This is a genomic window from Flavobacterium sp. ALJ2 (genome assembly GCF_015594725.1).
GTDB lineage: Bacteria > Bacteroidota > Bacteroidia > Flavobacteriales > Flavobacteriaceae > Flavobacterium.
Window position 1 is genome coordinate 71951 of the sequence record NZ_JADNRC010000016.1, and the last position, 24326, is coordinate 96276.

At 33.2% G+C, this 24326-nt stretch carries 20 protein-coding genes; 4 read left to right on the forward strand and 16 right to left on the reverse strand.

The window, feature by feature from the left end:
• Nucleotides 1-34: 34 nt before the first annotated feature.
• Together IUY40_RS16630 and lpxD are read right to left on the reverse strand one after the other, a co-directional pair.
• The gene (locus IUY40_RS16630) at nt 35-1663 is read right to left on the reverse strand and encodes a carboxyl transferase domain-containing protein (RefSeq protein ID WP_195737986.1); all 1629 of its coding nucleotides are present in this window, start codon (nt 1661-1663) and stop codon (nt 35-37) included.
• Between the two features lie 169 nt (nt 1664-1832).
• Nucleotides 1833-2831, reverse strand: coding sequence for a UDP-3-O-(3-hydroxymyristoyl)glucosamine N-acyltransferase (gene lpxD / locus IUY40_RS16635; RefSeq protein ID WP_195737987.1), 999 nt, complete (start codon nt 2829-2831; stop codon nt 1833-1835).
• Between the two features lie 318 nt (nt 2832-3149).
• Between lpxD and IUY40_RS16640 the strand changes: the two genes are divergently transcribed.
• A complete protein-coding gene (locus IUY40_RS16640; RefSeq protein WP_195737988.1) occupies nt 3150-4058 on the forward strand; it encodes a phospholipase A in 909 nt (302 codons plus the stop codon).
• A 36-nt stretch (nt 4059-4094) separates the two neighbouring features.
• Here IUY40_RS16640 and prfB read toward each other — a convergent pair.
• A protein-coding gene (prfB, locus tag IUY40_RS16645; protein ID WP_195737989.1) for a peptide chain release factor 2 occupies nt 4095-5196 on the reverse strand; the annotation gives its coding sequence in 2 pieces (ribosomal slippage) (nt 4095-5132 and nt 5134-5196; 1101 coding nt in all).
• Between the two features lie 152 nt (nt 5197-5348).
• Between prfB and IUY40_RS16650 the strand changes: the two genes are divergently transcribed.
• Nucleotides 5349-6368 carry a GntG family PLP-dependent aldolase gene (locus tag IUY40_RS16650; protein WP_195737990.1) on the forward strand — a complete coding sequence of 340 codons (1020 nt, stop codon included), beginning with the start codon at nt 5349-5351 and terminating at the stop codon, nt 6366-6368.
• An 84-nt stretch (nt 6369-6452) separates the two neighbouring features.
• On the opposite strand, the gene IUY40_RS16655 is transcribed toward IUY40_RS16650, so the two are convergent.
• Nucleotides 6453-6773, reverse strand: a complete 321-nt coding sequence (locus IUY40_RS16655) for a YbaB/EbfC family nucleoid-associated protein (RefSeq protein WP_195737991.1) — start codon at nt 6771-6773, stop codon at nt 6453-6455.
• A 137-nt stretch (nt 6774-6910) separates the two neighbouring features.
• Between IUY40_RS16655 and IUY40_RS16660 the strand changes: the two genes are divergently transcribed.
• Both IUY40_RS16660 and IUY40_RS16665 read left to right on the forward strand, forming a co-directional pair.
• Nucleotides 6911-8971, forward strand: a complete 2061-nt coding sequence (locus IUY40_RS16660) for a S9 family peptidase (RefSeq protein WP_195737992.1) — start codon at nt 6911-6913, stop codon at nt 8969-8971.
• A gap of 71 nt (nt 8972-9042) precedes the next feature.
• Complete coding sequence (locus IUY40_RS16665) at nt 9043-10083, forward strand: cysteine synthase family protein (protein ID WP_195737993.1); 1041 nt, start codon at nt 9043-9045, stop codon at nt 10081-10083.
• A gap of 487 nt (nt 10084-10570) precedes the next feature.
• Here IUY40_RS16665 and IUY40_RS16670 read toward each other — a convergent pair whose 3' ends face one another.
• The 12 genes from IUY40_RS16670 to IUY40_RS16725 all read right to left on the reverse strand — a co-directional run.
• Complete coding sequence (locus IUY40_RS16670; protein ID WP_195737994.1) at nt 10571-15247, reverse strand: hypothetical protein; 4677 nt, start codon at nt 15245-15247, stop codon at nt 10571-10573.
• Nucleotides 15248-15332: 85 nt separating this feature from the next.
• Entirely contained in the window at nt 15333-17033 is a 1701-nt protein-coding gene (locus IUY40_RS16675; protein ID WP_195737995.1) for a hypothetical protein, read from the reverse strand.
• A 21-nt stretch (nt 17034-17054) separates the two neighbouring features.
• Entirely contained in the window at nt 17055-18398 is a 1344-nt protein-coding gene (locus tag IUY40_RS16680) for a PKD domain-containing protein (RefSeq protein ID WP_195737996.1), read from the reverse strand.
• 74 nt (nt 18399-18472) lie between these two features.
• Nucleotides 18473-19798 (reverse strand): IPT/TIG domain-containing protein, encoded by a 1326-nt coding sequence (locus IUY40_RS16685; RefSeq protein ID WP_195737997.1) that lies wholly within the window; start codon nt 19796-19798, stop codon nt 18473-18475.
• Between the two features lie 19 nt (nt 19799-19817).
• Complete coding sequence (locus IUY40_RS16690; protein ID WP_195737998.1) at nt 19818-20666, reverse strand: hypothetical protein; 849 nt, start codon at nt 20664-20666, stop codon at nt 19818-19820.
• A gap of 409 nt (nt 20667-21075) precedes the next feature.
• The gene (locus tag IUY40_RS16695; RefSeq protein WP_195737999.1) at nt 21076-21537 is read right to left on the reverse strand and encodes a hypothetical protein; all 462 of its coding nucleotides are present in this window, start codon (nt 21535-21537) and stop codon (nt 21076-21078) included.
• The gene (locus IUY40_RS16700; protein WP_195738000.1) at nt 21534-21785 is read right to left on the reverse strand and encodes a hypothetical protein; all 252 of its coding nucleotides are present in this window, start codon (nt 21783-21785) and stop codon (nt 21534-21536) included. The genes IUY40_RS16695 and IUY40_RS16700 overlap by 4 nt, the downstream gene beginning before the upstream one ends.
• Before the next feature lie 99 nt (nt 21786-21884).
• On the reverse strand, nt 21885-22058 hold the full coding sequence (locus IUY40_RS16705) for a hypothetical protein (protein ID WP_195738001.1): 174 nt from the start codon (nt 22056-22058) through the stop codon (nt 21885-21887).
• A gap of 290 nt (nt 22059-22348) precedes the next feature.
• A complete protein-coding gene (locus IUY40_RS16710) occupies nt 22349-23107 on the reverse strand; it encodes a hypothetical protein (RefSeq protein ID WP_195738002.1) in 759 nt (252 codons plus the stop codon).
• Between the two features lie 261 nt (nt 23108-23368).
• Nucleotides 23369-23956 carry a hypothetical protein gene (locus IUY40_RS16715; RefSeq protein ID WP_195738003.1) on the reverse strand — a complete coding sequence of 196 codons (588 nt, stop codon included), beginning with the start codon at nt 23954-23956 and terminating at the stop codon, nt 23369-23371.
• Nucleotides 23957-23961: 5 nt separating this feature from the next.
• Entirely contained in the window at nt 23962-24141 is a 180-nt protein-coding gene (locus IUY40_RS16720) for a hypothetical protein (protein ID WP_195738004.1), read from the reverse strand.
• Nucleotides 24142-24145: 4 nt separating this feature from the next.
• A partial coding sequence (locus IUY40_RS16725) for a hypothetical protein (RefSeq protein ID WP_195738005.1) occupies nt 24146-24326 on the reverse strand: 181 nt, incomplete at its 5' end.

Genomic DNA, 24326 nt, shown 5'->3' on the forward strand with positions numbered 1-24326 from the left:
TAAAAAATGTTTAAATGATTTTTTATGTTAAAAATTATACCTGAATAACACCAAGGTTAAATGGTTTTGTGATAGGAGAGTGGTTCGCGGCTTCGATTCCCATAGAGATCCATGTGCGTGTATCCAATGGATCTATGATAGCATCGGTCCATAATCGAGAAGCGGCATAGTATGGAGAAACTTGTTCATCATAACGTGCTTTTATTTTTGCAAATAATTCCGCCTCTTTTGCCTCATCTACGATTTCTCCTTTCGATTTTAGAGAAGAGGCTTCTATTTGTGCCAATACTTTAGCAGCTTGTGTTCCACCCATTACTGCAAGTTCGGCGCTTGGCCAAGCAAAAATTAATCTAGGGTCATAAGCTTTTCCACACATGGCATAGTTTCCTGCTCCGTATGAATTCCCTACGATAACGGTAAATTTTGGTACTACCGAATTACTCACAGCATTTACCATTTTTGCACCGTCTTTTATAATTCCGCCATGCTCTGATTTAGAACCTACCATGAAACCTGTAACATCTTGTACAAATACCAAAGGGATTTTTTTCTGATTGCAATTGGCAATAAAACGAGTTGCTTTATCGGCACTATCTGAGTAAATAACACCTCCAAATTGCATTTCACCTTTTGCAGTTTTCACCACTTTTCTTTGGTTGGCTACAATTCCTACTGCCCAACCATCAATTCGTGCATAACCAGTTATTAAAGACTGGCCATAGCCTTCTTTATAGGCTTCAAATTCCGAATTGTCAACCATACGCTTAATGATTTCCATCATATCGTATTGTTCATTTCGTGCTTTTGGTAAAATGCCATAGATTTCTGTTGGATCTAAGGCTGGTTTTTGGGCTTTAATTCGGTTATAACCAGCTTTGTCATAATCACCAATTTTATCTACAATATTTTTTATTTTATCCAATGCAGCTGCATCATCCTTAGCTTTATAATCGGTAACACCAGAAATTTCGCAATGAGTAGTTGCTCCGCCTAATGTTTCATTATCTATTGTTTCTCCAATGGCAGCTTTTACTAAATAACTTCCAGCAAGAAAAATACTTCCAGTTTTATCTACAATTAAAGCTTCATCACTCATAATTGGCAGATAGGCTCCGCCTGCTACGCAACTACCCATTACAGCAGCGATTTGAGTAATACCCATACTGCTCATTTGAGCGTTATTTCTAAAAATACGTCCGAAATGCTCTTTATCGGGGAAAATTTCATCTTGTAAAGGCAAATAAACACCTGCACTATCTACAAGATAAATTATAGGTAATCTATTTTCCATTGCAATTTCTTGTGCGCGTAGATTTTTTTTGGCAGTAATAGGAAACCATGCACCTGCTTTTACAGTAGCATCATTGGCAACCACAACACATTGTTTTCCTCGCACATATCCTATTTTTATAACAACACCACCAGACGGACATCCGCCATGTTCGGAATACATTCCGTCTCCAACAAAGCCTCCGATTTCTATATTTTTTGAATTTTCGTCAAGTAAATAATCAATTCGCTCTCTTGCGGTCATTTTTCCTTCTGCATGAAGTTTTTCTATACGTTTTTCGCCACCGCCTAATTTTACTTTAGCAAATTTTTGTTTTAGTTCAGAAAGTAAGAGTTTATTGTGATCTTCGTTTTTATTGAAGTTTAAATCCATAATAAAATAATGTTTTTATAAAATAGTGTGTGCTAATTTACGAAATCGATCGAAATAAATTGATATGATGCGATTACTTTAAAAAGATAAACCGTAAAGTGTTTATATACAGGTAGAAACAAAAAAAAACAGAAGTTACCTTCTGTTTTTAATATATTTAAGTTTTTTTTTATTTTTTAGAATCGGAGACTAATCGTTTCAAAATCGCCCATTGTTTTAATGCATCACGAGCTTCTACAGCTGGATATCCTAACATTGTTTTGCCTGCAGGAACATCACCAGTAACTCCAGATCCAGCACCCACAATAGCACCATCACCGATAGTTGTATGGTCTTTAATTGAAGCGCTACCACCAATAATAACTCCGTTTCCTAGCGTTACAGAACCAGCTAAACCGCTATTCCCAGCCATTATACAAAACTTACCTAATTTGCTGTTGTGACCTATTTGGACTAAATTATCAATTTTGCATCCATCACCTAGAATTGTAGAGCTAAATTTTCCGCGATCTACACATGAATTTGCTCCTATTTCTACCCCATTTCCGATGATTACATTTCCGATTTGAGGAATTTTAACTAATCCTTTTTCACTACATGGACGAAATCCGAAGCCATCTGCGCCAATAGTTGCATTAGGATGTATGATACAATCATTACCAATATGACAACGTTCGCGGATTACAGCTCCAGACCAAATTATGGTGTTTTTTCCGATGGTACAATCGTCAAGAATAGTCACATTTGGATAAATAGTTACATTATCGGCTAGCTTTACTTTAGGCCCGATGTAACATCCAGCTCCTATTCGAACGCCATCGCCAATAATTGCAGATTCATCTACAACTGCTCTATCGTGAATATCATTATGAAAAACTGGTGTAGGCGGTGCAAAAAGAGCTAATATTTGTGACATTGCTAAATCGGCATTCTTTACTTTTATAAAAGCTCGATTTTCTCCTGGTTCTATTGAAATATCTTCATTAACAATGGCTACACAGGCTTTGGAGTCTTGCCAATATTTTTCATACTTCTTGTTTCCAATGAACGAAATTTCGGTATTGGTGGCTTTGTCTAATTGTTCTGTTGCGGTAATGTTCTGTGAAGTATTACCATAAATAACACCATTAATTACTTCATTAAGCTCTTGAATAGAATAGGATTTCATTTATTATTGATTAGTTTTAGGGTTGCGTGGTATTTTTTGCCAAATAAAATCAATTAGTATTTAATTACCTAATTATAATTTGATGTATTTTATTAAAAAGATAAAATAATAATCTGATTATTATAAAAACGTTATTAAATCTATTAAATTGTTAATAGTTTTTATTTGATAAGAGATTTTTTTTTTTGGAATATTAATATCGCTCTATATGAAGTAGTAAATGAATGAGGTTGTGATAGATATAATATTTTAATTAAAATGTGTAACAGTAATAATTCTTTATGATGTATTTTTATAGCAAAAATCAACAAAATTTATATGAAATTATTTTCTGTTAGAAAAGTATTTATTTTCTTATTATTTAATTCGGTAATTGCTTACTCCCAAGTTAAGGACATGTTTAGTAAGCCTACTAAGCTTCATACAATATCTGAACGATGGGAATTAACTCCAGAGACATCAAATGGGACATTTTTAATAACACCATATAAATCTATTTATGTTTTGCCTGCTAATTGGTATAGTTCACCCAATGAGCAGCCTTACTCAGGAAATAATAAGCCAGAGTATGTTGCACCTCCAGGTACGAATTATAATAATATTGAAACAAAATTTCAGCTTAGTTTTAAAACAAAAATTCTTCATAATGCTCTTTTTGGGAAAGGAGATTTATGGGTTGGGTACACACAAGAATCACAATGGCAGATTTATAATGAAAGTTTATCAAGGCCATTTAGGGAAATTAATTATGAGCCTGAAGTTATTTTTAATTACCCACTTGATTTTAGTGTTTTAGGTTTTAATATGCGAATGGTAGGTGTTGCATTCAATCATGAATCAAACGGAAAAGGGTTGCCTTTTTCTAGAAGTTGGAATAGGATTATTTTTCATTTGGGATTTGATCGTGATAATTGGAGTGTATATGTAAGACCATGGTTGAGACTTCGCGCAACAAAAGATGATAATCCAGATATTGCTAAATATATAGGACGTGGAGATATAAATATAATTTACACTAAAAATAAAAGCATATTTACATTTACAGGAACTAATAATTTAAGTTTTAATAACAATAGAGGGGGTGCTGCCTTTTCGTGGTCCTATCCTATTGTTGGAAATTTGAAAGGGTTTCTTTTAGCAACACATGGTTATGGTGAAACGTTAATAGATTATAATAATCTGCAAACTACAATAGGTGTGGGGGTTTCTTTAATTGGGCCACTTTAGAATAATAAAAAACCCAGCATTAAGCTGGGTTGATATTTAAAATTCTTCTTCTTTTTGGCCCATCATCATTAAGAATGCTTTCAGGAAAGGGTCTATTTCACCGTTCATTACTCCATCAACATCGCTGGTTTCATAACCTGTACGAACATCTTTGACTAATTTATAAGGTTGCATCACATAATTTCGAATTTGTGATCCCCATTCGATTTTCATTTTACCTGCTTCAATATCAGCACGTTGAGCTTGTTGTTTTTTTAATTCTATTTCATATAACTGAGATCGTAACATTTGCATAGCGCGCTGTCTATTGTCTTGCTGTGATCTTGTTTCTGAACATTGAATTTGAATTCCTGTTGGCTTGTGGACTAATTGAACTTTAGTTTCTACTTTATTGACATTTTGTCCTCCTGCACCGCTAGAGCGAGAAGTTGTAATTTCAATATCAGCAGGATTAATGTCAATTTCAATGCTGTCATCAACAAGGGGGTAAACATAAACTGATGCGAATGAGGTATGGCGTTTGGCATTACTATCAAAAGGGGAGATTCTAACTAAGCGGTGTACACCATTTTCTCCTTTTAAATAACCAAAAGAATAATCGCCTTCAAACTCTAGAGTTACAGTTTTTATACCTGCTACTTCGCCAGCCTGAAAGTTAAGCTCTTTTATTTTATAGCCATAACTTTCGCCCCACATCATGTACATGCGCATAAGCATTCCTGCCCAATCGCAACTTTCAGTTCCGCCTGCACCAGCAGTTATTTGAACTACGGCACTTAAACTATCTCCTTCATCAGAAAGCATATTTTTAAACTCAATATTTTCAATATGCAATTGTGCGGATTTATAGTGCTCATCTAATTCTTCTGCAGAGATTGCTGCTTCTTTATAGAAATCATAGGCAATTTGCAATTCATCAGTAAGCTCAATAGCTTTGTTGTAATCTTCGATCCATTTTTTCTTGTTTCTCAGATTTTTTACAATGGCTTCAGCTTCTTTTGCATTGTTCCAAAAATCGGGTGCAAAAGTCTTTTCTTCCTCATTTGCAATTTCAATTAATTTGGCATCGACGTCAAAGATACCTCCTCAACGCACCAAGGCGCTCCACAATACCTTTTATTTGTTCGGTAGTTGTCATAAATTAGTAGTAGTTTTAATAAGATTTTTATAAATAACTCGTTTTAGTGCTTAACTGTTTTGTAATGGGTTAAATTTTATATAACTTCATTGTATTAGAAAACACGAAATACGTAATTTTGTTGGACAAAAATAAGATATAGTTTTTAGAATATGGAAATAAATTTAATTAGCGATACAATTACCAAACCTAGTATTGAAATGTTGCAATACATGTTTAATGCTCAAGTAGGAGATGATGTTTACAAGCAAGACCCAACGGTTATTGAACTTGAAGCTGGAGTAGCAGCAATGTTTGGTATGGAAGCTGGGCTATTTTTTCCATCAGGGACCATGGCAAATCAAACCGCAATAAAATTACATACACAACCTGGAGAGCAATTAATTGCTGATAAATATGCACACATTTTTCATTATGAAGGAGGAGGCGCTTCGTTTAATAGTGGTGTTTCTTGTTGTTTATTGGATGGAAATCGAGGAATGATTACCGCCGAGCAGGTTGCAGGAGCTATTAATGATCCGGAATTTTACCATAGTCCGCTTACAAGTTTGGTATGTGTAGAGAATACTACTAATAAAGGTGGGGGAGCATGTTACGAACTTGAAGATTTAAAAAAAATAAAAGAAGTTTGTGATGCCAATAATTTGAAATTCCACTTAGATGGAGCGAGAATTTGGAATGCTTTAGTCGCCAAAAGACAAGACCCTAAAGAATTTGGTAAACTATTCGATACTATTTCGGTTTGTTTCTCCAAAGGATTGGGAGCTCCAATAGGTTCGATGTTACTAGGAACCAAAGCTGACATTAAAAGAGCATTGAGAATTAGAAAGATGTTGGGGGGAGGAATGCGACAGGTTGGTTATCTAGCTGCTGCAGCAATTTTTGCCTTAGAGAATAATTTAGAAAGATTAGCAGAGGATCATCGTAGAGCCAAAGAGATTGCGGCTGTTTTAAGTACAAAGCATTGGGTTGCTTCAATAGAGCCTGTAGAAACTAATATTTTAATTTTTTCTTTGCAACCTAATTTCAGTGAGCAACTTTTAATAGAGAAATTAAAGCAGAAAAACATTTCGATAAGTTCAATGGGACACGGTAAGCTCCGAATTGTAACTCATCTTGATTACAGACAAGTAATGCATACTTACGTTTTGGAAACATTACAGAAATTATAAATAAAAAAGGTTCAAAGTTTACGGATTTAGTAAAACCTTTGAACCTTTGTATCTTTTCTTTAACCTTTGGACCTTTTTTGAATCTTATTTAAATAATTCATCCATTCCAGGAATCATTGGCATGTCCATTTTTGTAACAGCATCAAGTTCCGTTTGGTTAACATCGGTAGCTTTTTCTATTGCTTTATTTAATGTTACAATTAGATAATCTTCTAACTGCTCTTTATCTTCTAGTAAAGAATCGGCAATTGTAATTGATTTTATTTTTCGGTTAGCTGTCAAAGTAACTTTTAATAATCCGTCAGCGCTTTGTTCATCTATTAAAACCGTGTCTAATCGTTTTTTTGTATCCTCTATTTTTTGTTGGGTTTCTTTAAGTTTTCCCATCATTCCCATTAAATCCATTTTCAGTTGTTTTTAAATTATGAAACGAAATTACTAATTCAATTTTAAAATCAAGTGTTAATTTACATAAAAAGAATTTAGTTACGCGTTCGTTTATGTTATTTTTGTAAATTCATTTTAAAATTAAAATTCAAGAAATGCCAAATAAAATTGCTGCTCCAATAGCCAAAGAAATTCCTAAGTCATTAAAAAAACATAAAGAAGTTAGAATTGATAATTATTTTTGGTTGAATGATAGAGAAAATCCAGAAGTCATTGACTATCTAAATAAAGAGAATGCCTACTACGAAAGTATGACGGAACATACTAAAGATTTACAGAAAGCATTGTATGAGGAAATGAAAGCAAGGATTAAGGAAGACGATGAGTCGGTTCCTTATTTTTATAATGGATATTTTTACATTACTCGTTTTGAATCTGGTAAAGATTACCCGATTTATTCCCGTAAAAAAGGAAGTTTAACTGCCGATGAAGAAATTTTATTCAATTGTAATGAATTATCGGTAGGACATAACTTTTTTAAATTAGGAGGCTTAAGTATAAGTCCTGATAACAAATTTGTATCTTTTGCACAGGATGTTGTGGGAAGAAGAATCTATACAATCCAGATTAAAAACTTAGAAACAGGTGAAATTTTTTCTGATAAAATTGAAAATACAACTGGAGGTTCGGTTTGGGCAAATGATAATAAGACTATATTTTATACCAAGCAAGATGAGGTTACATTGCGCTCTGATAAAGTTTTTAAGCATAAATTAAATACTGATTCAGCTGATGATGTTTTGGTTTTTGAAGAAACAGACGACACCTTTAATGTTTCTGTAGGTAAAGAAAAATCACGAAAATATATTGTAATTAGTTCAGGAAGTACATTGACTACAGAATATAGAACATTAAACTCTGATGATTCTGATGGTGAGTTTGTTGTTTTTCAACCACGTGTTCGCGGTTTAGAATACAGTATTTCACATTTTGAAGACCATTTTTACATTCTGACCAATAAAGATAAGGCGACAAACTTTAAGTTGATGAAAACGCCTGAAAACGCTACTGGAAAGAAAAACTGGAAAGATCTTATTCCGCATAGAGAAGATGTTTTATTAGAAGATATTGAGATTTTTAAGAATTATTTGGTTGTTGAGGAGCGTTCAAACGGATTAAATCACATCCGAATCATGCCTTGGAATGATGAACCAGATTATTATTTGCCTTTTGGAAGTGAAACATACAGTGCTTTTACCACTACGAATGTTGATTTTGATACCGATATTTTGCGTTACAGCTATCAATCTTTGGCAACACCATCTTCGGTTATCGATTTTAATATGAAAACGAAAACCAAAGTAGTTTTAAAGGAACAACAAGTTTTGGGAGGTCAATTTGATAAAGATAATTATACAGAAGAGCGTATTTGGGCTACAGCTGTAGATGGAGTAAAAGTACCTATTTCGATGGTTTACCGTAAAGGATTAGAAAAAAACGGCAAGAATCCGTTATTGCTTTATGCTTACGGTTCTTACGGTATTACAATGGATACTTATTTTTCATCTACACGATTATCCTTGCTAGATAGAGGTTTTGTTTTTGCAATAGCACATATTCGTGGAGGAGAAGATTTAGGAAGACAATGGTATGAAGATGGAAAATTATTGAAAAAGAAAAATACTTTTACAGATTTTATTGATTGTTCTAAATATGTAATTAAACAAAAATATACTTCTCCAGAGCATTTGTATGCTGAAGGAGGTTCTGCGGGTGGACTTTTAATGGGAGTTATCGTAAATTGGGCCCCGGAATTATATAATGGAGTGATAGCTCAAGTTCCTTTTGTAGATGTTATGACCACAATGTTAGATAGTAGTATTCCGTTAACGACGGGAGAGTATGATGAGTGGGGAAATCCGAATACAAAGAAATATTATGACTATATGTTGTCGTATTCGCCATATGACAATGTTAGTGCTCAGGAATATCCTAATATGTACATTTCTACTGGGTTACATGATTCTCAGGTGCAATATTGGGAGCCAGTCAAATGGGTAGCCAAATTAAGAAATAAAAAAACTAATAATAATTTATTATTCCTAAATACAAACATGGATGCGGGGCATGGCGGAGCTTCCGGGCGTTTTGAAGCCCTAAAGGAACTAGCCAAAGAGTTTAGTTTTTTATTAGATTTAGAGAAAATTAAAATGTAATTAGATTTTTTTTGTTAAATTTGCATCCTGTCGAGGTTAATTTAAAAATATCCTCGATTAACTATTTTTTTATGAAAGAAGAAATAACTGCTTACAACAACGTTTTAGAGTTAATAGGGAATACACCGCTTATTAAGCTAAATAAAATCACAGAAGGGTTAGAAGGTAATTTCTATGCAAAGGTAGAAGCTTTTAATCCAGGACATTCCTCAAAAGATAGAATAGCATTATACATTATTGAAGAGGCTGAAAAGAAAGGGATTTTATCTCCAGGAGATACAATTATTGAAACTACTTCTGGCAATACAGGTTTTAGCTTAGCAATGGTTAGCATTATAAAAGGTTATAATTGCATTCTTGCCGTTAGCTCAAAATCATCCAAAGATAAAATTGACATGTTACGTAGCTTAGGTGCCAAAGTATATGTTTGCCCAGCACACGTTTCTGCAGATGATGACCGCTCTTATTATAATGTTGCCAAGAGGTTGCATGAAGAAACCAAAGGTTCGGTTTATATCAATCAATATTTTAATCAATTAAATGTTGATGCGCATTATAACACTACTGGACCAGAAATTTGGGAACAAACAAAAGGTCAGATAACGCATCTTATTGCTTGTAGTGGGACTGGAGGCACAATCTCAGGGACTGCAAAATTCTTGAAAGAGCAAAATCCCAATGTTAGAATTCTAGGAGTTGATGCTTTTGGGTCGGTATTAAAAAAATACCACGAAACAAGAGAGTTCGATAATAAAGAAATTTATCCATATCGCATAGAGGGTTTAGGTAAAAATCTAATTCCATCTGCTACAGATTTTGATATCATCGATAAGTTTATAAAAGTTACCGATGAAGAAAGTGCTCATGCAGCCCGAGAAATTACAAGAAAAGAAGGCTTATTTGTAGGATATACATCTGGAGCAGTAATGCAAGCAATTAGACAATATGCAGAGGAAGGTGAGTTTACTAAAGATAGCAATATAATAGCAATATTTCCTGATCACGGATCACGTTACATGAGTAAAGTGTTTAGCGATGATTGGATGAACGAACAAGGTTTCTTTGACAGTGTCAATGAAGAAGAAGTTCAAAAAATTGAATTTGTAAAGTAAATAAAATACACTTATATATTAAAAACTCCAGAGATATCTGGAGTTTTTTTGTTTTTATAAATGATGTATTGGAATGATTGTTTTTAATTTATTATAATGATAGATTAATTAAAGATGCTAAAAGTTCTTTCGGAATATAAAAAAGGAATATTAAGCAGGAATAAGCGCAGATAGTGATGGTTTTAAGTTACGGGTTATCTTTTGAAGATAAATTAATAAAAAGCCTTTATTATTAGCTTAAAGCGGTAGGTATTATTAGATTGTAAATGAAAATACAAAAATAATGGTTAATAATACTAATTATTTATTCGATAGGACTAATTTGTTACAAATTATCAATATATTTTCGAAAATAAATAGAGTAGGTTTGGATAAATTATAAAAGCTACACCTTTTTGAGATGTAGCTTTTTTTATTCCTCATTTTTTGAATTTAAAATAGCATTTCTAATATTAAACTGCTCTAAATTGTTGAGGTGTATTTGTCATTATCTAAAATTATTATTGTTTTTATACTTATACGTAAACTCAGTCGATTTTTTATCTCCCGGCAAATTGTATTTCATTACTATTTCATAATTACCATAGCGCATAAACAAGAAATTACTATTTAGAAAACGGTTTGCTATGGATGTACTACTTACCAAACCATTTACATAGTCATTAATAATCTGATTGTTTAAATCAACCCAATCCTGTTTGTAAAGCAATGGCATATTATACTTAAAAGGGAAATTGCCTTTTGTCCATGATTGGTTTACATTATTCTCAATACTGGTCATATAATAGGCATTGAGCGAAATGGCTTTGGCTGGAATTATTCCTAACTCATTTACATCTCGATTGGTGATGGCATATTTACCATTTAGCGGGTAATCTCTATACAAATACGGATAAATATCCGTTGTATAATATTCATCATTGAGTTTGGATTCTGCTGTTACTACAGGTTTGTTATCGCTATAAGTTACGCCTTGCAATTCTGTTAAATCAAAGGCCTCCTGGCTTGAAATTGTATTGGTCAAATAAATAACATCGGAATACAATACACCAAAATTGTAACTTTTTGTCGATATCGCATTCATTTTTGAAGTAAATGTTTTGTATTTACTGGTACTAAAAGGATACGTTAACCGCTCTAGTGTTCCTTCGGCTTTTGATAAAGCATCGGCTTGATTTTCTTTTATTTGTATGTCATTTCCATCACCCGTAAAGCTATTGGCCCTTGGATTAGTTGTTCCTGTTTTTGATGGTTGCTTTTGTTTCAAAGAACTTACAATAGCAAAATTGTATTTCTTTTCTTGATTGATATTAGGCAAGTCATAATACACTTCATTCAAACTTGTATTGTAGTTAAAAGCTGTCGCTTTAGCATCAGACTTTCCTTCTTCGTTTATTTGTATGCTTGTTTCCCAATTAGGATCGTCAAACAAATAATCCTGCCCACGTTTAAGCTGAATATATCCTTTTGAATATTCGTCTTCAAGGAAATATTTTTGCTCTACCACTGGATAGGAATATTGTATGTTAGTAAGCGGAATATAATTGGGTGCTCCTCCCGTTGTAAATAGTCTCTCTTCATATTCTGTTGCCACTTTTCCGTCGACTTTTATAGGCTGAAAAACTCCATTTATCATTTTCTGGAAGCTTACTTCTACTTTTACTTTTAGTTCTTTGTTTGGAGGTAAAATATCTGATGAAACAAAATTTACTCTGTCTTTCATAGAACCCCATTCAAATTTTCCTGGTATTTCGGTTGTACCATCAAAAACTTTAAATTGTTCTAAAATTACTTTATAGGTGACGTCTCCTGTATCTTCTGGGATTACAAATGCTTCGTTTACTTTCATAGAAAAAGCGGCTTGCGGTACAGCAAAAACATCTATATCTCCTGATTTGTCTTTTGGGGTCACATCGGTAATTAATTTAATACCACCCAGGGGAGAGGCATTTTCAAATTGACATACTTCTCCGAGTTCTAGCTTAAAGCGGAATTTTCCTTTTATAAGTCCTCCCAATATGTTCATGTTTCCGCCTACATAACCACGCATCCAAACTGGGTTGGGCAACTTGGCTTGCAATAGAACAGCTGCTCCTCCAGAGATAATAGGCACTTTAAATTTCAAAAACGACAATTTTACACGAATACCCAATTCACCTTGCAAATATGCATACGATTGTCCATTTGCATACCAACCGTTTATTCCTACTTGCTTTCCTGTGTTGGAACATCTGGCTTCCTGATAATCTTTTAACATGATATCAAATCCCATTCCTGCCTGAAAACGGGCATAAAAAAGCAAGAAACTTAAATCTCCTGTATCAAAATCCAAATTGGCTCCAAAGGCTAAACCGCCTCCGTTGGCAAGTGTATTTTCGTCACGCATATAATCGAGTTCTTTGGCGTCAACTCCTAATATATTGGCAACTATTGCTGGTGGTGGCGGACTTCCCGGCAGTAGTGTTCCTGCCATAAAATAACTGGTGGTTTTTAGGTACATTCCTGCAAATCCTAGTTTTATACCACACCTGTCATCTGGAGTTCCCATGTACAAATACCAATCTTTTGGGTCTTTATGAAAAACACCCCAAACTGCTCTTCCTCCAGGTCCTGTTCCTGACAAGAAATTTCCCGGAGTATTAATGTACACATCTGTCGTGGCATGCAATGAATTATTCTGAAAATCAAATTCTATTGCAGTTGCCATTGTAATGTTTGCATCTGCTGATAAATCACCCGGTATGGCTTCTTTTGCTGCTGGAATATATTTGCTGGCAAAGGACGAATTATTAAGATTGTCTTCTGTTATGCCCATAAAACTTTTTTTGGAGGTAACATCTGATGCTACTTTTTGCATCAGATTACTTATTTTTTCCATTCCTGGAATAGTTGCCAAAACTTTTGCTTTTCCAAAAATAGCCAATCGATTTACTCCGCCTTTTGAGTTAAAAGTAATTTCGAATCCTGCTTCTCCATTACAAACTTTATCTGAACCTGCATAAAAATAAACTAGGGCTTTTAATCCTAAACCTACTTTTTCATCGGGTGTATAACTCAATCCCGCAGGCGAAAAATCGCCAATGGCTACATCTTGATTGCGACGCATTTTGTAATAGGCACCTCCTCCAAAACCAGTTATCATAAACGGACTTCCTGCTGTTGGCGGAAAGTTTACTGCGGCATCAAAATACCAATATCTAAAGGTTTTTTTTCCAAAAATAGCTTTTGCATGAACATTAACGATATCCGCAACATCCACTTCTAAATCAGCATTAAAACCATCTCCATAAACAGGGTCGTTTTCCATCAGGATAAGACTTCCTTTCATCGTCATGGAGCCAAACTCGCAATTGATACTAATCGCCGAGACATCCAGTCCGTCGTAACGGCTGCGTTGCCTGTACCCATCATCGTACATTTTACCCAAAATTCCGATTCGGGCTGTAGCACCGGCTCCGCTAGTTCCATCCATAAAATTGATTCCTAAATCAAAATCGATTCTTGAATTATCGCCGTTAATGCCCACATTGATATTGCCTATCGACACGGGGAAGTTACCAAAAGCGACTGTGCCTTTGTAGCCCATATTTCGAACGGAAATTACAGGAGATACAGTTTGCAGTTGTAGGTTTTCGAAAGTTATTCCTTTAAAATCTACGGTACGTTTTCCTTCTACTTCGCTATCATCTGTTGCTTTTTTATTGGTTCCAAAAGAGATGGTTCCGTTTAAATTGGCTTTGGGTAAAAATCGCCCGTTGACTAATTTTAATTCTACCGAACTATTGGGTAATAATAGTGCTTTTGCTTTCCAAATATCGAAAGCAATGGAATCTTTTGTGACTACAACCAATTGTTGCTCTTGCATCGAGATAAAACCGCTATAGGCTAAACCGGCTCTTTTGGTTTGCTCTGGTTTTGCCGTAGTATCTGTTGTATTTGATGTAGTGGTTTTTGTTTCTTTTTTTGCTGTGGCTGCTTTGGTTATGGGTAAAAGTATTTCTCCATTCAAATTAGCTTTTACAAAAGTATTAGCTGCAATGGTTACATCGATATGATCTAAGGAATACGCCCAAGATTTTTCCTGACTGGTAATTCCTCTATCGAGTGTAAAAACATTATCAGCATAAAAGGTTCCCGAAACTCCGTATTTGTCTATAATTAAGTTTTGTGCCCCTACATAGATTCGCTCTTTTTTTGAAGCGCTATCGCTGGTTTGGAATTCTTTGGGTAATCCTACTTCAAAGGATCGAATATAAACCCCTTTCCAAGCATTCTGGTTTGGTACTAAAAGCCCATTTTTTATATAAATGTCTGGAAATTCAACTGTAGGATCGTTTTTTAAATCACTTAAATCCAATACGGCATTGCTGACTTCGAAGGTAAAGTTGCCATCAAAATCTTTGCCGTTTCGTTTTTCTGCTTGCACAAAGGGTTCCAAACTTACATTGACCAAAATATCATTCCAACTTTTTGCCATGAAGCTAAACTCGCCTCGCACTCGGTTGGGTACCAAATAGTTTTTTCCGTTGTAATATCTTCTAAGTTCTTTTGTTTTGCTTTCGTCAACGGTTTTACTTTGAGGGTCAATTGGCAAAATCATGCTTCTTGAAAACTCTACGGCTCCCGAAATTTTCATTTCTTTAAAACCATCACAATCCATTACAACATAGGTTAAATCTTCGGTATTCCCTGTTGCCATATTAAAACCTCCATATAGAGATAATTGCCATTTTTTATTATCAAAAGGGATATCGATATTGCCTAATAAAACCAGTTTAGCTTCGCCTATAATTCCGCCTTCGTGCGATAGTTTTACATTATCAGCCCCAAAAAATAATTGTACAGGTTTTCCATCTGATCCTGTTTGTGGAAGATCGACTCTACAAAAAACGGTTAGTGTGGTGTATTCTGGTGAGAAAACAGCTTTGGTTATCCCTATGGAATAGGCAACATTGTCCAGGGTTTTTCTAATACCAACGGGTAATTCTACCAAATCCTGATTCGAGAAATGATCTATCCAACGGTCTGCTTTTTCAATTTTTTCGATGGAACCTGAAGCAGCCCCTATTTCGCTGGTAGGAACAGGTAATTCTTGCCCATAAGTGTTTATTATTGAAAAAAACAATAACATAAAAGGGAAGTATATAGAGTAAAACTTTTTCATAATAAAGAGTTTATATTGTAAATCGGTACTGAATTTTCGGATTGATTTTATGCTTTTAAAAATTTTATTTTCATTTTTTCTTCTGCTAAAAACTATATCCATAATTAAAATTCAGCATAATATCGTTGTTATTGGGCCTATCTTTTGCGCTGCGAAACATGGAAATTAATCCTAAGGAGAAATTATGTTTTTGCAGCAGTATATAACTGTTATTGAGGTTGATTCCGAAAACGGAACTTGAGTCGGAATCACTCTGTGTACTGTTGTACAATAAACCAAAATTGGTATTCATTTTTTCTTTTAATACCTTTTTAGAAACACCTAGTGAGACTCCTGTTGAGGAGTTATCATACAATCCAACTTGATTACTGGTATAGTTTAAGGAGCTGTTTAGGGCTGTTTTTATTCCTAAAAAAGTAATGCTATGGGCTACATTATAATTCTGTACTTTACTGGCTTGTCCTCTTCTTATTACTCCGCCTTGCTCGTTTGCCTGTCCAGCAATACTATAATTAAAGTTTATGTTTTGGTTTTTCTCTTTTCCAAAAGCATAACTTGCATTCAAATTAGCATTTTGCGATAATTGTCTGTAATCTAATGTATCGGATGCCACTACATTGGGATTATTGATGAGTTCAAACTGGTCGAGTTTTTTATTGGTAAAGGTTGAAAAATTAGAATAGCTTCCTGTCAGATTCAATTGATCGGTTACCTTATAGGTTACATTTGCAGATCCTACAACTCGTTTGGTGTCTTCTTTTTTCTCTTTGGCCAAATCGTCTTTTTGGTAGCCTAAACTTGCCGAAAAGTTGATTTTATCTTTATAAAAAGGGCGATTAAATCGCAAGGCTATATTCTCTAAATCATTATTAAAATAAAGGGCCCCCAGGGTACTATAATTAGGATCGATACGCTCGTAAGTTAGTCCTATTTTGCTTTTTTGTATTGAATAATCAAAATTGACATTCAGTGCATTCAAAAATGCTGTACTTTCTTTTGTTGAAAAAAGGCGGTCTTTAAAATGCCTTCCTGAAAGAGTTTCTGATCTGGTGTCATCTGTTAGTACCGATAAGGCATACTCGACATTGAAAGTCAAATTGTTTACTAAAGAGGTTCCGAAAGTTAAGCTATTTACAAAATTTGATTTTGGGGTTACGCCTTTATCATCTGAAACATGCGAGAGCGAATTGATGTTGTCTTTGGCATAAAAACCTATCCAGCCTATGGTATAACTGTCTTTTTCGTAGCCTACTTTAGCTCCATATCCATAACGTTCGTAAACAGGTACTCCGCCAAATGCCTTATCATCTTCTACGGGTTTTAATAATTGTCCGCCCATGGCGCTAATCTTAAAGTGGCTTCTTGGTGTGAGTTCAAAACCAACGCCTCTAAAGGGAAAACCGCTTAGGGTGTAGGGAGAAAAGGTCATGCTGACATTACCTATATAAGCTTTTATCCATTTGTATTTGGGCATTATACTCAATCGATTAAAATCAAAGGGGGTCGAATACCCCAAATTATTGCCTTGATTGGTCAAACTGTACGAAATAGGTATGTTGAAATTAAAAGCGCTCACGTTTAAATTCCCCGATAGTAAATACGTAAAAGGATCACGCGAGTTTTCCTGATTCGAATTGTAAAATATCATATTGGTATTTATGCCTCCTGTTACTTTAAAATTGGGTTTATAGAAGGTCTCTAAATCTACATCTTGCGAATAGCAGTTTTTAGATAGTACAAGCAGCAATACAAGAAGTAGCTTAAAGGTATATTTTTTAGTATTCATTTTCATTATTCAATTCTTCTTCTATTGTTTTTGTACTTTGATATCGCATAAAATAGAAGAGTTTGCTCCGTTTTTTACCATATCTTTTATTTTGATGGCTCCTTTTCTTCCGTCTTGTGTTTTAAACAAAATTATTCTTGGGTAGGTGTACCCAAATTGTTGTTCGCCTGCGGCGCTATAGTTGATGTTTAAGGATCGTAATGGATTGTCGTTTACCATGGCGTCAAATTGTGCTGTGGTAAAGTTTAAGCCGCAATTGCATAACTCTTGCGAGTTGACAAATAGGGTGCTTTGTGCATTTTTAAGTGACAAGAAACCGTAGTTGCTTACCTGAGCTGGCGAAATGAATTTATTATAGGTCAAGTTGGCGTTTAATCCTTGGAATACGATGTCGATTAGACTGCTGTTTTCACTAGTTATTTCGTTGGCTTTGTACACTTGTCGGGTCGTGGTCGAATACATGGCGCCAATGCTATTGTTGTTGTGTGCTGTGTTGATACCGAGTTTAACATTGGTCAGAATACGCAAATTGGTATTAGGCTGAACCGTTATTGTTGATTTGTAAATTTGACTGGTTTTATCATTGATGGCTTCGAGTGTTACTTCATGAATGCCTATTGTGGTAAAAACCACACTTGGGTTTTCTTCGGTTGATGTGGCTGGGTTTCCGCCTTGAAACGTCCATTTGTAACTGGTGGCACTGATTGATTTATTTTTGAAATTAATCGTGACTGGGGTCTGAAAATCATCATCCTCAAACTTTGGTTCTATCTCAAATAGGCTTACTAAATAAGGTGCTACAGTTACGGTTTGAATTTGGGTATCGGATTCAAATCCGTTAGAAATCGTTAGGCTTATTTTGTGTTCTCCTGGTGTGGTAAAGACTACATTAGGTGGTGTTTTGCCTGTAAAATTGGCTGGCATCCCGTCCTCAAAATCCCATTTGTAGGTGAAGCCTTCTCCAACGGTGGTGTTTTTTAATACAACCTCTACTGGCGAATAACTGCTTTTGATGATTTCGTGGCTAAATTGTATGTTGATGTCGTCTTTTATAATAACTGTTTTGCTGAATTCTTTACGCTCTCCATCTACGTTGGTTGCGATGAGTTTTATGGTATAGGTACCTTGTTTTTCGTATAATACTTCGCCCGGATTTTTAGAATTGGAGGTACTGGGACTTCCGCCTTCAAAGGTCCAATCATAGGCATCGGCTCCAGTAACTAGGTTATCGATTTTGATAATAACAGGGATAGATTCATCTTCATTTACATACGAAGTTGTAAAATCTCCTCCTACGGCTATAGAAGTTTCTTGATAACAAGAACTCACGATTATAAGTAAAATTAAGAGTAAAGTTTTTTTCATGCCATTTATTTTAAAACATTACAGCTCTAAAAAGCTGTAATGTTTTTAATTTTTTATTTTTCTGCTACGAAATATTACAAATTGCGTTTGATTATCTTATCCGTAGAAAATGCCCAAACTACATTGTTTTTATACGAGATATTGCGGATAGGTTGGTCGTGTGTGTAGTCAAGTACCCAAGTACTAGCACCATTTGTAGTTTTATAAATTTTATTGTCAAGAATTGCCCAACCTGTATTGGCATCTTTAAAGGCAAATTTTGTAAATTTTTCTCCGTTATAGACTTGCAACCAAGAGTCACCTCCATTAATGGTTTTAAACAACTTAACATCTGAAGTAATATAGTTGTTTATTAAAAGAAAACCATTTTCAGTATCAACAAAAGAGATCTCTCTCGCATAGTAATTTGACCCTTCTTTTACAAAAGGATACTCTTTCCAACCATCTGTTGTGTTGTTTTTAAACAAAATAAAAGGGCGGTTTCCAGAAAATCCATTTACATCTTTTATGATTTTATGTCCAATAGCCCAAATATGATCATTGTCTATTACCACCGATTGCGCTATGTTCTCCAGATTTTTTAATGCATCATTAGATGTAGCCGTATCATAAATCTTAGTAAAATCTATTCCATTGTTTGTAGTAAAAACTTTTCCTAATTGTGTAACAATTGTTCCGTTTTTCATGTTATCATCAACATAAATAGCATAGTAACTATCTCCTTCTGTTGACTTGATAATATCCATCTTTTCAGATCCACCAATAGGTACTTTTTGAATTCCAAACATTGTATCAGCCCATCCTTCATCATTTTTAGTAGCAAAAAAGATACCTGAAGCACCTGTTGATCCCCATCTGTATTTCCATGTAATTCCACCATCAAGTGTTCTATACACACCGCTACCAAATATATCAGCCATAGAATAATACAAAACTTTATCATTTAGAATTTGTATTTTGTAAATTTTCCGGTCTCCTTTTAGAATATTTTCAATAGTAAACCAACCAGTAGTTGATGGAATAGGTAAAACACCGATATTTCCTTCATAATCATTTTTAACTTCATTTACTATTTCTTTGCCTCCAATTGTTAAAGTTACTTTAGGTAATAGTTTTTCTGTTTGTGGTAAATTAAATTTTATTTCTGTGGCTGTAGCCGAAAGAATTTCTACTGGAGCTCCGTCAAACGCTAACTTTATATCGTTTGTATTGGCTGAGAAATTCTCGCCATACATTGTAATTGTTTCTCCAGTCTGCCCATAATTTTTTGAATAGGAGTTAATTTTTGCTGCTTTAACCACTTCAACTGGTGGAGTTGTATCGTCTCCTGAATCCGAACTACAATTACTAAACAATACAGAAAGTTGTAATACGACGATTAATGCAATTCTTTTTTTCATGTAATTTTTGTTAACTTAATTATTTTCTGTTTTCTAAATATTGACTCGCTAAGGTATATCCGTTGCCAACAAGAACCCTTACAATATTCATAGCTGTAATATCCTTGCTCATTCTATATCCAATAGGATTACCTCTATTGTCAAAAGTGGCTTTAAAAACCTTATTATCAAACGTAATAAGTTCTTGATTTAAAAATTTATTATAACCTGATACCACACCGCTTTTTGCATACCAAGTAGCAATTTTATAATTATCTAAATCCATAATTTCATACATCAACTCTCCATTAGTTGCTGGTGATGTCATCCTGATGTAACCAATTTTTTTATCATTTGGGTTTGGATTTTGGGCTTTGACGCTGTAAATAGCACCAGCATCATCTATACTTAATTGATAGGTATCTGCTACTTTATTTGCTTGATCTATTTCGTTTTGAGCACCTAATCGTTTTGCTGCAATACCTGCTGATTCCCCGTTAATAAAATTTTCTGTCGTTTCTTTATTTAAACCTTCAGCAGTTACTAGATTTCTATCCATAAGCTCGTAAAAAATGCTTCTATCATAATTAAAGGCACTAAATTTTCTACTCTTATTCTTAAATTCTAATTCATTTGTTTTCCCTGTTTTTTCGTCTTTTAACTCTATCCACGGAAGGGTTAATGAAGGCTCATTTGGAGCACTTTTTATTTCTGCTGTTACCCAGTACGTTTTATCCATATTATAGTATTTATAAATGGGTCTTTTTCCTTCTACATAACCTATTGTTTTATCGTCTAGTTTGATTTCTCCTTTGACTATTTTAAGCTTTTGTGCAGATGTGCAGATGCTAATCAATAGTACTATTGTTACTAAAATTATTTTCTTCATGTTGTTTATTATTATTAAGTTTTATTTGTTGTTTGTTAATTTTATTTTTCTGTTTACCGTAGCCTACTGGTAAATGAAAATATTATCAGAGGATACTTTGTGACGTTTCTCTACTTCGTACCCATTCCGATATTTTAGATGTTAAATTTTCGCATTCTTTTCGCTATGAAATAGGGAGACTTAGTAGAGTAGAAGGATTGTTTTTAAATCATTACAAATATTAAAAAAATTATAGTCATATTATAGTTAAAATCATTTTTATTGTAAGTTTTATTTTGTTTTTTATTGATTTTGTTCACAGCGTTTCTTAGCTTTTATTTAAAAGCTATAGTTTTATATTTTAATTGTAGTTATCGCTACGAAGTAGGGGAGGGGAGTGTATTTCTTGTATTATTTTGATTCTATCCTTTCATATTTTTTTGGATAATGGAGTTATTATAGTTTCTTCAAATAATTTTACTTTTCTATATTTTTCGAGAGAAAACCATCCGAAGCTATCGTTTCCTTTTCCATTTATATAATATAAGTAAAGCTTAACGCATTTATTTTTATTATCTGACACTTCATTTAATCTTAGAAAATAAGTTAACTTCTCTCCTTTTTTTGTTATTTGGATTGTGTTGACATTTCCTGTGTTGACATTGTCATAATCTACAGAATCTTTATAAGAAAGATATTTTGATTTATCACATATTGTTTTAAACTCTTTTTTTAAGTTTATAGCTGTTGTGTTAAATTCATATTTCTCTATTTTGCTTGGACTACTAGGTGTTCCATGAAAATAAAAATATGTAAAGCCAAACATAATTAGATTGTATAGGACACAAACAGTAATAAGTGTTATTATTAAATAATTTAATATTTTTTTCATAAATTATAGTTTAATTTTTTTATCCCCCCTCCATCAACTGGATTTACGATGTCGTCTGTTGTTATATTCATAAAATCATTCATTTTATCTAATAAATTTTGTTGTTTGGTTGTTAATATAGAAGCTCCTTTAGCAACTTTAGTCCTTACTATGCCCGTAAATAAAGTACTAATATTATTAGCTCTTGTATAGGTTTCTTTTGAAATTGGATTCCTAGTATAAAAATCAATAGCTTTTTTAGTATACATGTCCATTATTTTTCTAGCACCTCTCACTAGTTGGATGTCTGCTTCTATAGTTATTGCAGCTATAAATGCTCCATGAGCTCCTTCTGCTTTAACTTTATCCTATCCTTTATCATGTGCCTTTGCAGCTACATCAGCTAAGTCCTGTGGCTCTCGGCTATAATCATCTTTTCCATCTGTTTTTTTAGAATTATTGGGGCCTATGTAAATACTTCCCATCATATTCAATTTGAAATTATCGAAATTTAAATATATTTTTGTATCCTTAATAATCATTGTTAATGTCCCTATAGATCCATACCATTATTGTTTTTCTTTTCATTGCCAAGAGTGTAAAACTGATATGTTTGATCCCATTCTCTGCTGTACGAAGTCTCCCAACTTTGTACCCTGTTCCAATATACCTTAACATTTAACGTGACAGCCTAAGTATATTTTTTATGTCAATGAGCGTATCTAACTTTTTAATTTATCCCTTTTTAAATCTGTCTTTTCGTATTTGTTACTCAAAATCAAGAGACTTTTAAGAGCAGGCTAGGTCATATTATTAGCTGTTGAGAGCATTATTATACTATTTTTTGATGTGGTTCTAATATTTCTACGATATCCTCATAATAAATAACCTCTCCGTCAAACAAAACACCATTCTCTGAAAAGTCTTGTAAACCTAAATTCTCAAATTCAAAATCATTTGCTCCAAAATCAAAACACAATTTTTTTAAATCTCTCAAAAAACTATTTAGTCTAGGAGTATTTAAATAAGCTAACTCGGAATTGTCAACAGGTTTTTCAAATTCACATTTTGTTTTCTTATTGTCTATCCATAAATTGAAAATATCATTATCTAAATAACATACCACTTCTATTTCTTCTGTCTTTTTAATCATTTCTATCCTTAAAGGAATTGAACCATATCCTATTGATGTAATTCCAATATCTTTAAGCTCAGTTATTGGATTAATCTGCACTACAATTTTATATTCTTTATCACTTAAATCAGTAAATAATTTTGAAGAATAAACCAAATCATTACCATATTTATAAATATAAAACATGAGATTACTACCAAATATTCCATTAGATTCATTCTTTAATTTATAATTTTCAAACTCCATAAGTAGATTCTCTTCACTATAATTAATAGGTGTAACAAAGCCATATTTATATGTGAGCAAAACATATTTTTTTATAAAATCTAGCTCACTGATATTAAATGCATTTACACTTCTCTTTCCCAGCCATTTATAATGATAGTAAGTGGAAAGTTCAGCTTCAAAATCTATCCAATACTCGCTTGAATTCCTTACTTTTTCATACTTTTTCATTACCATTCTGTATTTTTTATTATAAATCTACCTTGACCATTTTCAATATGTAGTTCTTGAACGGAATTAATAAATTTATCTTTAACTATACCACCCTCTTTGTTTAATAATTCTTGCCTAAACTTTGTAATTATTTGTTCTTTATTAAGATTATAAAATTCATTTGAAACATTACTAATACTCACTTTCCCATAATTATTTTACATTAGATTTTTTTACCGTAGTAAATTCCCTTCTCTATTCTTTGCCGAATTTGGTTATCTAAATTTCTTTTGAAACTAATATTTTGTTATTATAAATTGTATAAACCCCTCCTAACATCATAATATCGACATAGTATTTGTAATTAATTTTTGTAGATATAAGTGGACTGAATAAATACCAAACGATTTCATAACTTTTTGTTAGCCCATAAAAAGCTTCATATAAAGCAAAAGTTTTTTTATCTTCAATAATCCATCTGTCAGCTAATACATCAGATACTTCATCGTAGTATTTATAGTATTCCTCTGAATCAATTTTATTTTTAACGAAATTATAATCATCGACAAACTCGACTGGGTAATTTTTAATATATTTTAAATTATCTGATAAAGATGTTTTTTCGCTAATGTCATTTTTTACCAATTGCATTAAATAACTAGTGGATTTGTCTTCTATTATATTACAGTCATATATATAGTCGAACATTAAGTCTAATAATTCATTGGAATTAGGGAAATATTTGAAAATTTCATAAAGTTCATCTTTACTAAATTGATCTTGCCAAAATAGTGTGTAAAAATATGATTTGTCATATGTTTCTTCGCCTTCGCAAAATTTGCACCAATCTTTTACTATATCTTTCATCTAAATTAATTTATAAACGGAGGAAGAAGCTTTTCATCTATTTTCCATTTTGTTACTAAATCTTTCAAGCCATTATTAAAATCAATTAGATTACTGCTATCTCCGATTAATTTTACAATCACAATAAAATGATTATTAATTAAATATTTTTTAGCTAGTTCAATTAAAAAACTAATCCATTCCATATAATTATTCTAAAATGTAACTCACAAATTCATCCACTTTATCATAAGGGATACCTGTATGAGGTGATTTAATTATTAAAGTATTCCAAGATTTCCATTCATCTGAAAGCTCTGTATTGGTTATTTGATGGTGTTCTAAAATTCCCTCTAAAAAATAATCTTTCAAAGGCATTTCCAAGACTCTG

What these genes read in the sequence shown, in the direction of transcription:
- IUY40_RS16630 (WP_195737986.1), bottom strand. Translation starts at nt 1,663, where the DNA reads ATGGATTTAAACTTCAATAAAAACGAAGATCACAATAAACTCTTACTT.
- lpxD (WP_195737987.1), bottom strand. Translation starts at nt 2,831, where the DNA reads ATGAAATCCTATTCTATTCAAGAGCTTAATGAAGTAATTAATGGTGTT.
- IUY40_RS16640 (WP_195737988.1), top strand. Translation starts at nt 3,150, where the DNA reads ATGAAATTATTTTCTGTTAGAAAAGTATTTATTTTCTTATTATTTAAT.
- IUY40_RS16650 (WP_195737990.1), top strand. Translation starts at nt 5,349, where the DNA reads ATGGAAATAAATTTAATTAGCGATACAATTACCAAACCTAGTATTGAA.
- IUY40_RS16655 (WP_195737991.1), bottom strand. Translation starts at nt 6,773, where the DNA reads ATGGATTTAATGGGAATGATGGGAAAACTTAAAGAAACCCAACAAAAA.
- IUY40_RS16660 (WP_195737992.1), top strand. Translation starts at nt 6,911, where the DNA reads ATGCCAAATAAAATTGCTGCTCCAATAGCCAAAGAAATTCCTAAGTCA.
- IUY40_RS16665 (WP_195737993.1), top strand. Translation starts at nt 9,043, where the DNA reads ATGAAAGAAGAAATAACTGCTTACAACAACGTTTTAGAGTTAATAGGG.
- IUY40_RS16670 (WP_195737994.1), bottom strand. Translation starts at nt 15,247, where the DNA reads ATGAAAAAGTTTTACTCTATATACTTCCCTTTTATGTTATTGTTTTTT.
- IUY40_RS16675 (WP_195737995.1), bottom strand. Translation starts at nt 17,033, where the DNA reads ATGAATACTAAAAAATATACCTTTAAGCTACTTCTTGTATTGCTGCTT.
- IUY40_RS16680 (WP_195737996.1), bottom strand. Translation starts at nt 18,398, where the DNA reads ATGAAAAAAACTTTACTCTTAATTTTACTTATAATCGTGAGTTCTTGT.
- IUY40_RS16685 (WP_195737997.1), bottom strand. Translation starts at nt 19,798, where the DNA reads ATGAAAAAAAGAATTGCATTAATCGTCGTATTACAACTTTCTGTATTG.
- IUY40_RS16690 (WP_195737998.1), bottom strand. Translation starts at nt 20,666, where the DNA reads ATGAAGAAAATAATTTTAGTAACAATAGTACTATTGATTAGCATCTGC.
- IUY40_RS16695 (WP_195737999.1), bottom strand. Translation starts at nt 21,537, where the DNA reads ATGAAAAAAATATTAAATTATTTAATAATAACACTTATTACTGTTTGT.
- IUY40_RS16700 (WP_195738000.1), bottom strand. Translation starts at nt 21,785, where the DNA reads ATGTATACTAAAAAAGCTATTGATTTTTATACTAGGAATCCAATTTCA.
- IUY40_RS16705 (WP_195738001.1), bottom strand. Translation starts at nt 22,058, where the DNA reads ATGATTATTAAGGATACAAAAATATATTTAAATTTCGATAATTTCAAA.
- IUY40_RS16710 (WP_195738002.1), bottom strand. Translation starts at nt 23,107, where the DNA reads ATGAAAAAGTATGAAAAAGTAAGGAATTCAAGCGAGTATTGGATAGAT.
- IUY40_RS16715 (WP_195738003.1), bottom strand. Translation starts at nt 23,956, where the DNA reads ATGAAAGATATAGTAAAAGATTGGTGCAAATTTTGCGAAGGCGAAGAA.
- IUY40_RS16720 (WP_195738004.1), bottom strand. Translation starts at nt 24,141, where the DNA reads ATGGAATGGATTAGTTTTTTAATTGAACTAGCTAAAAAATATTTAATT.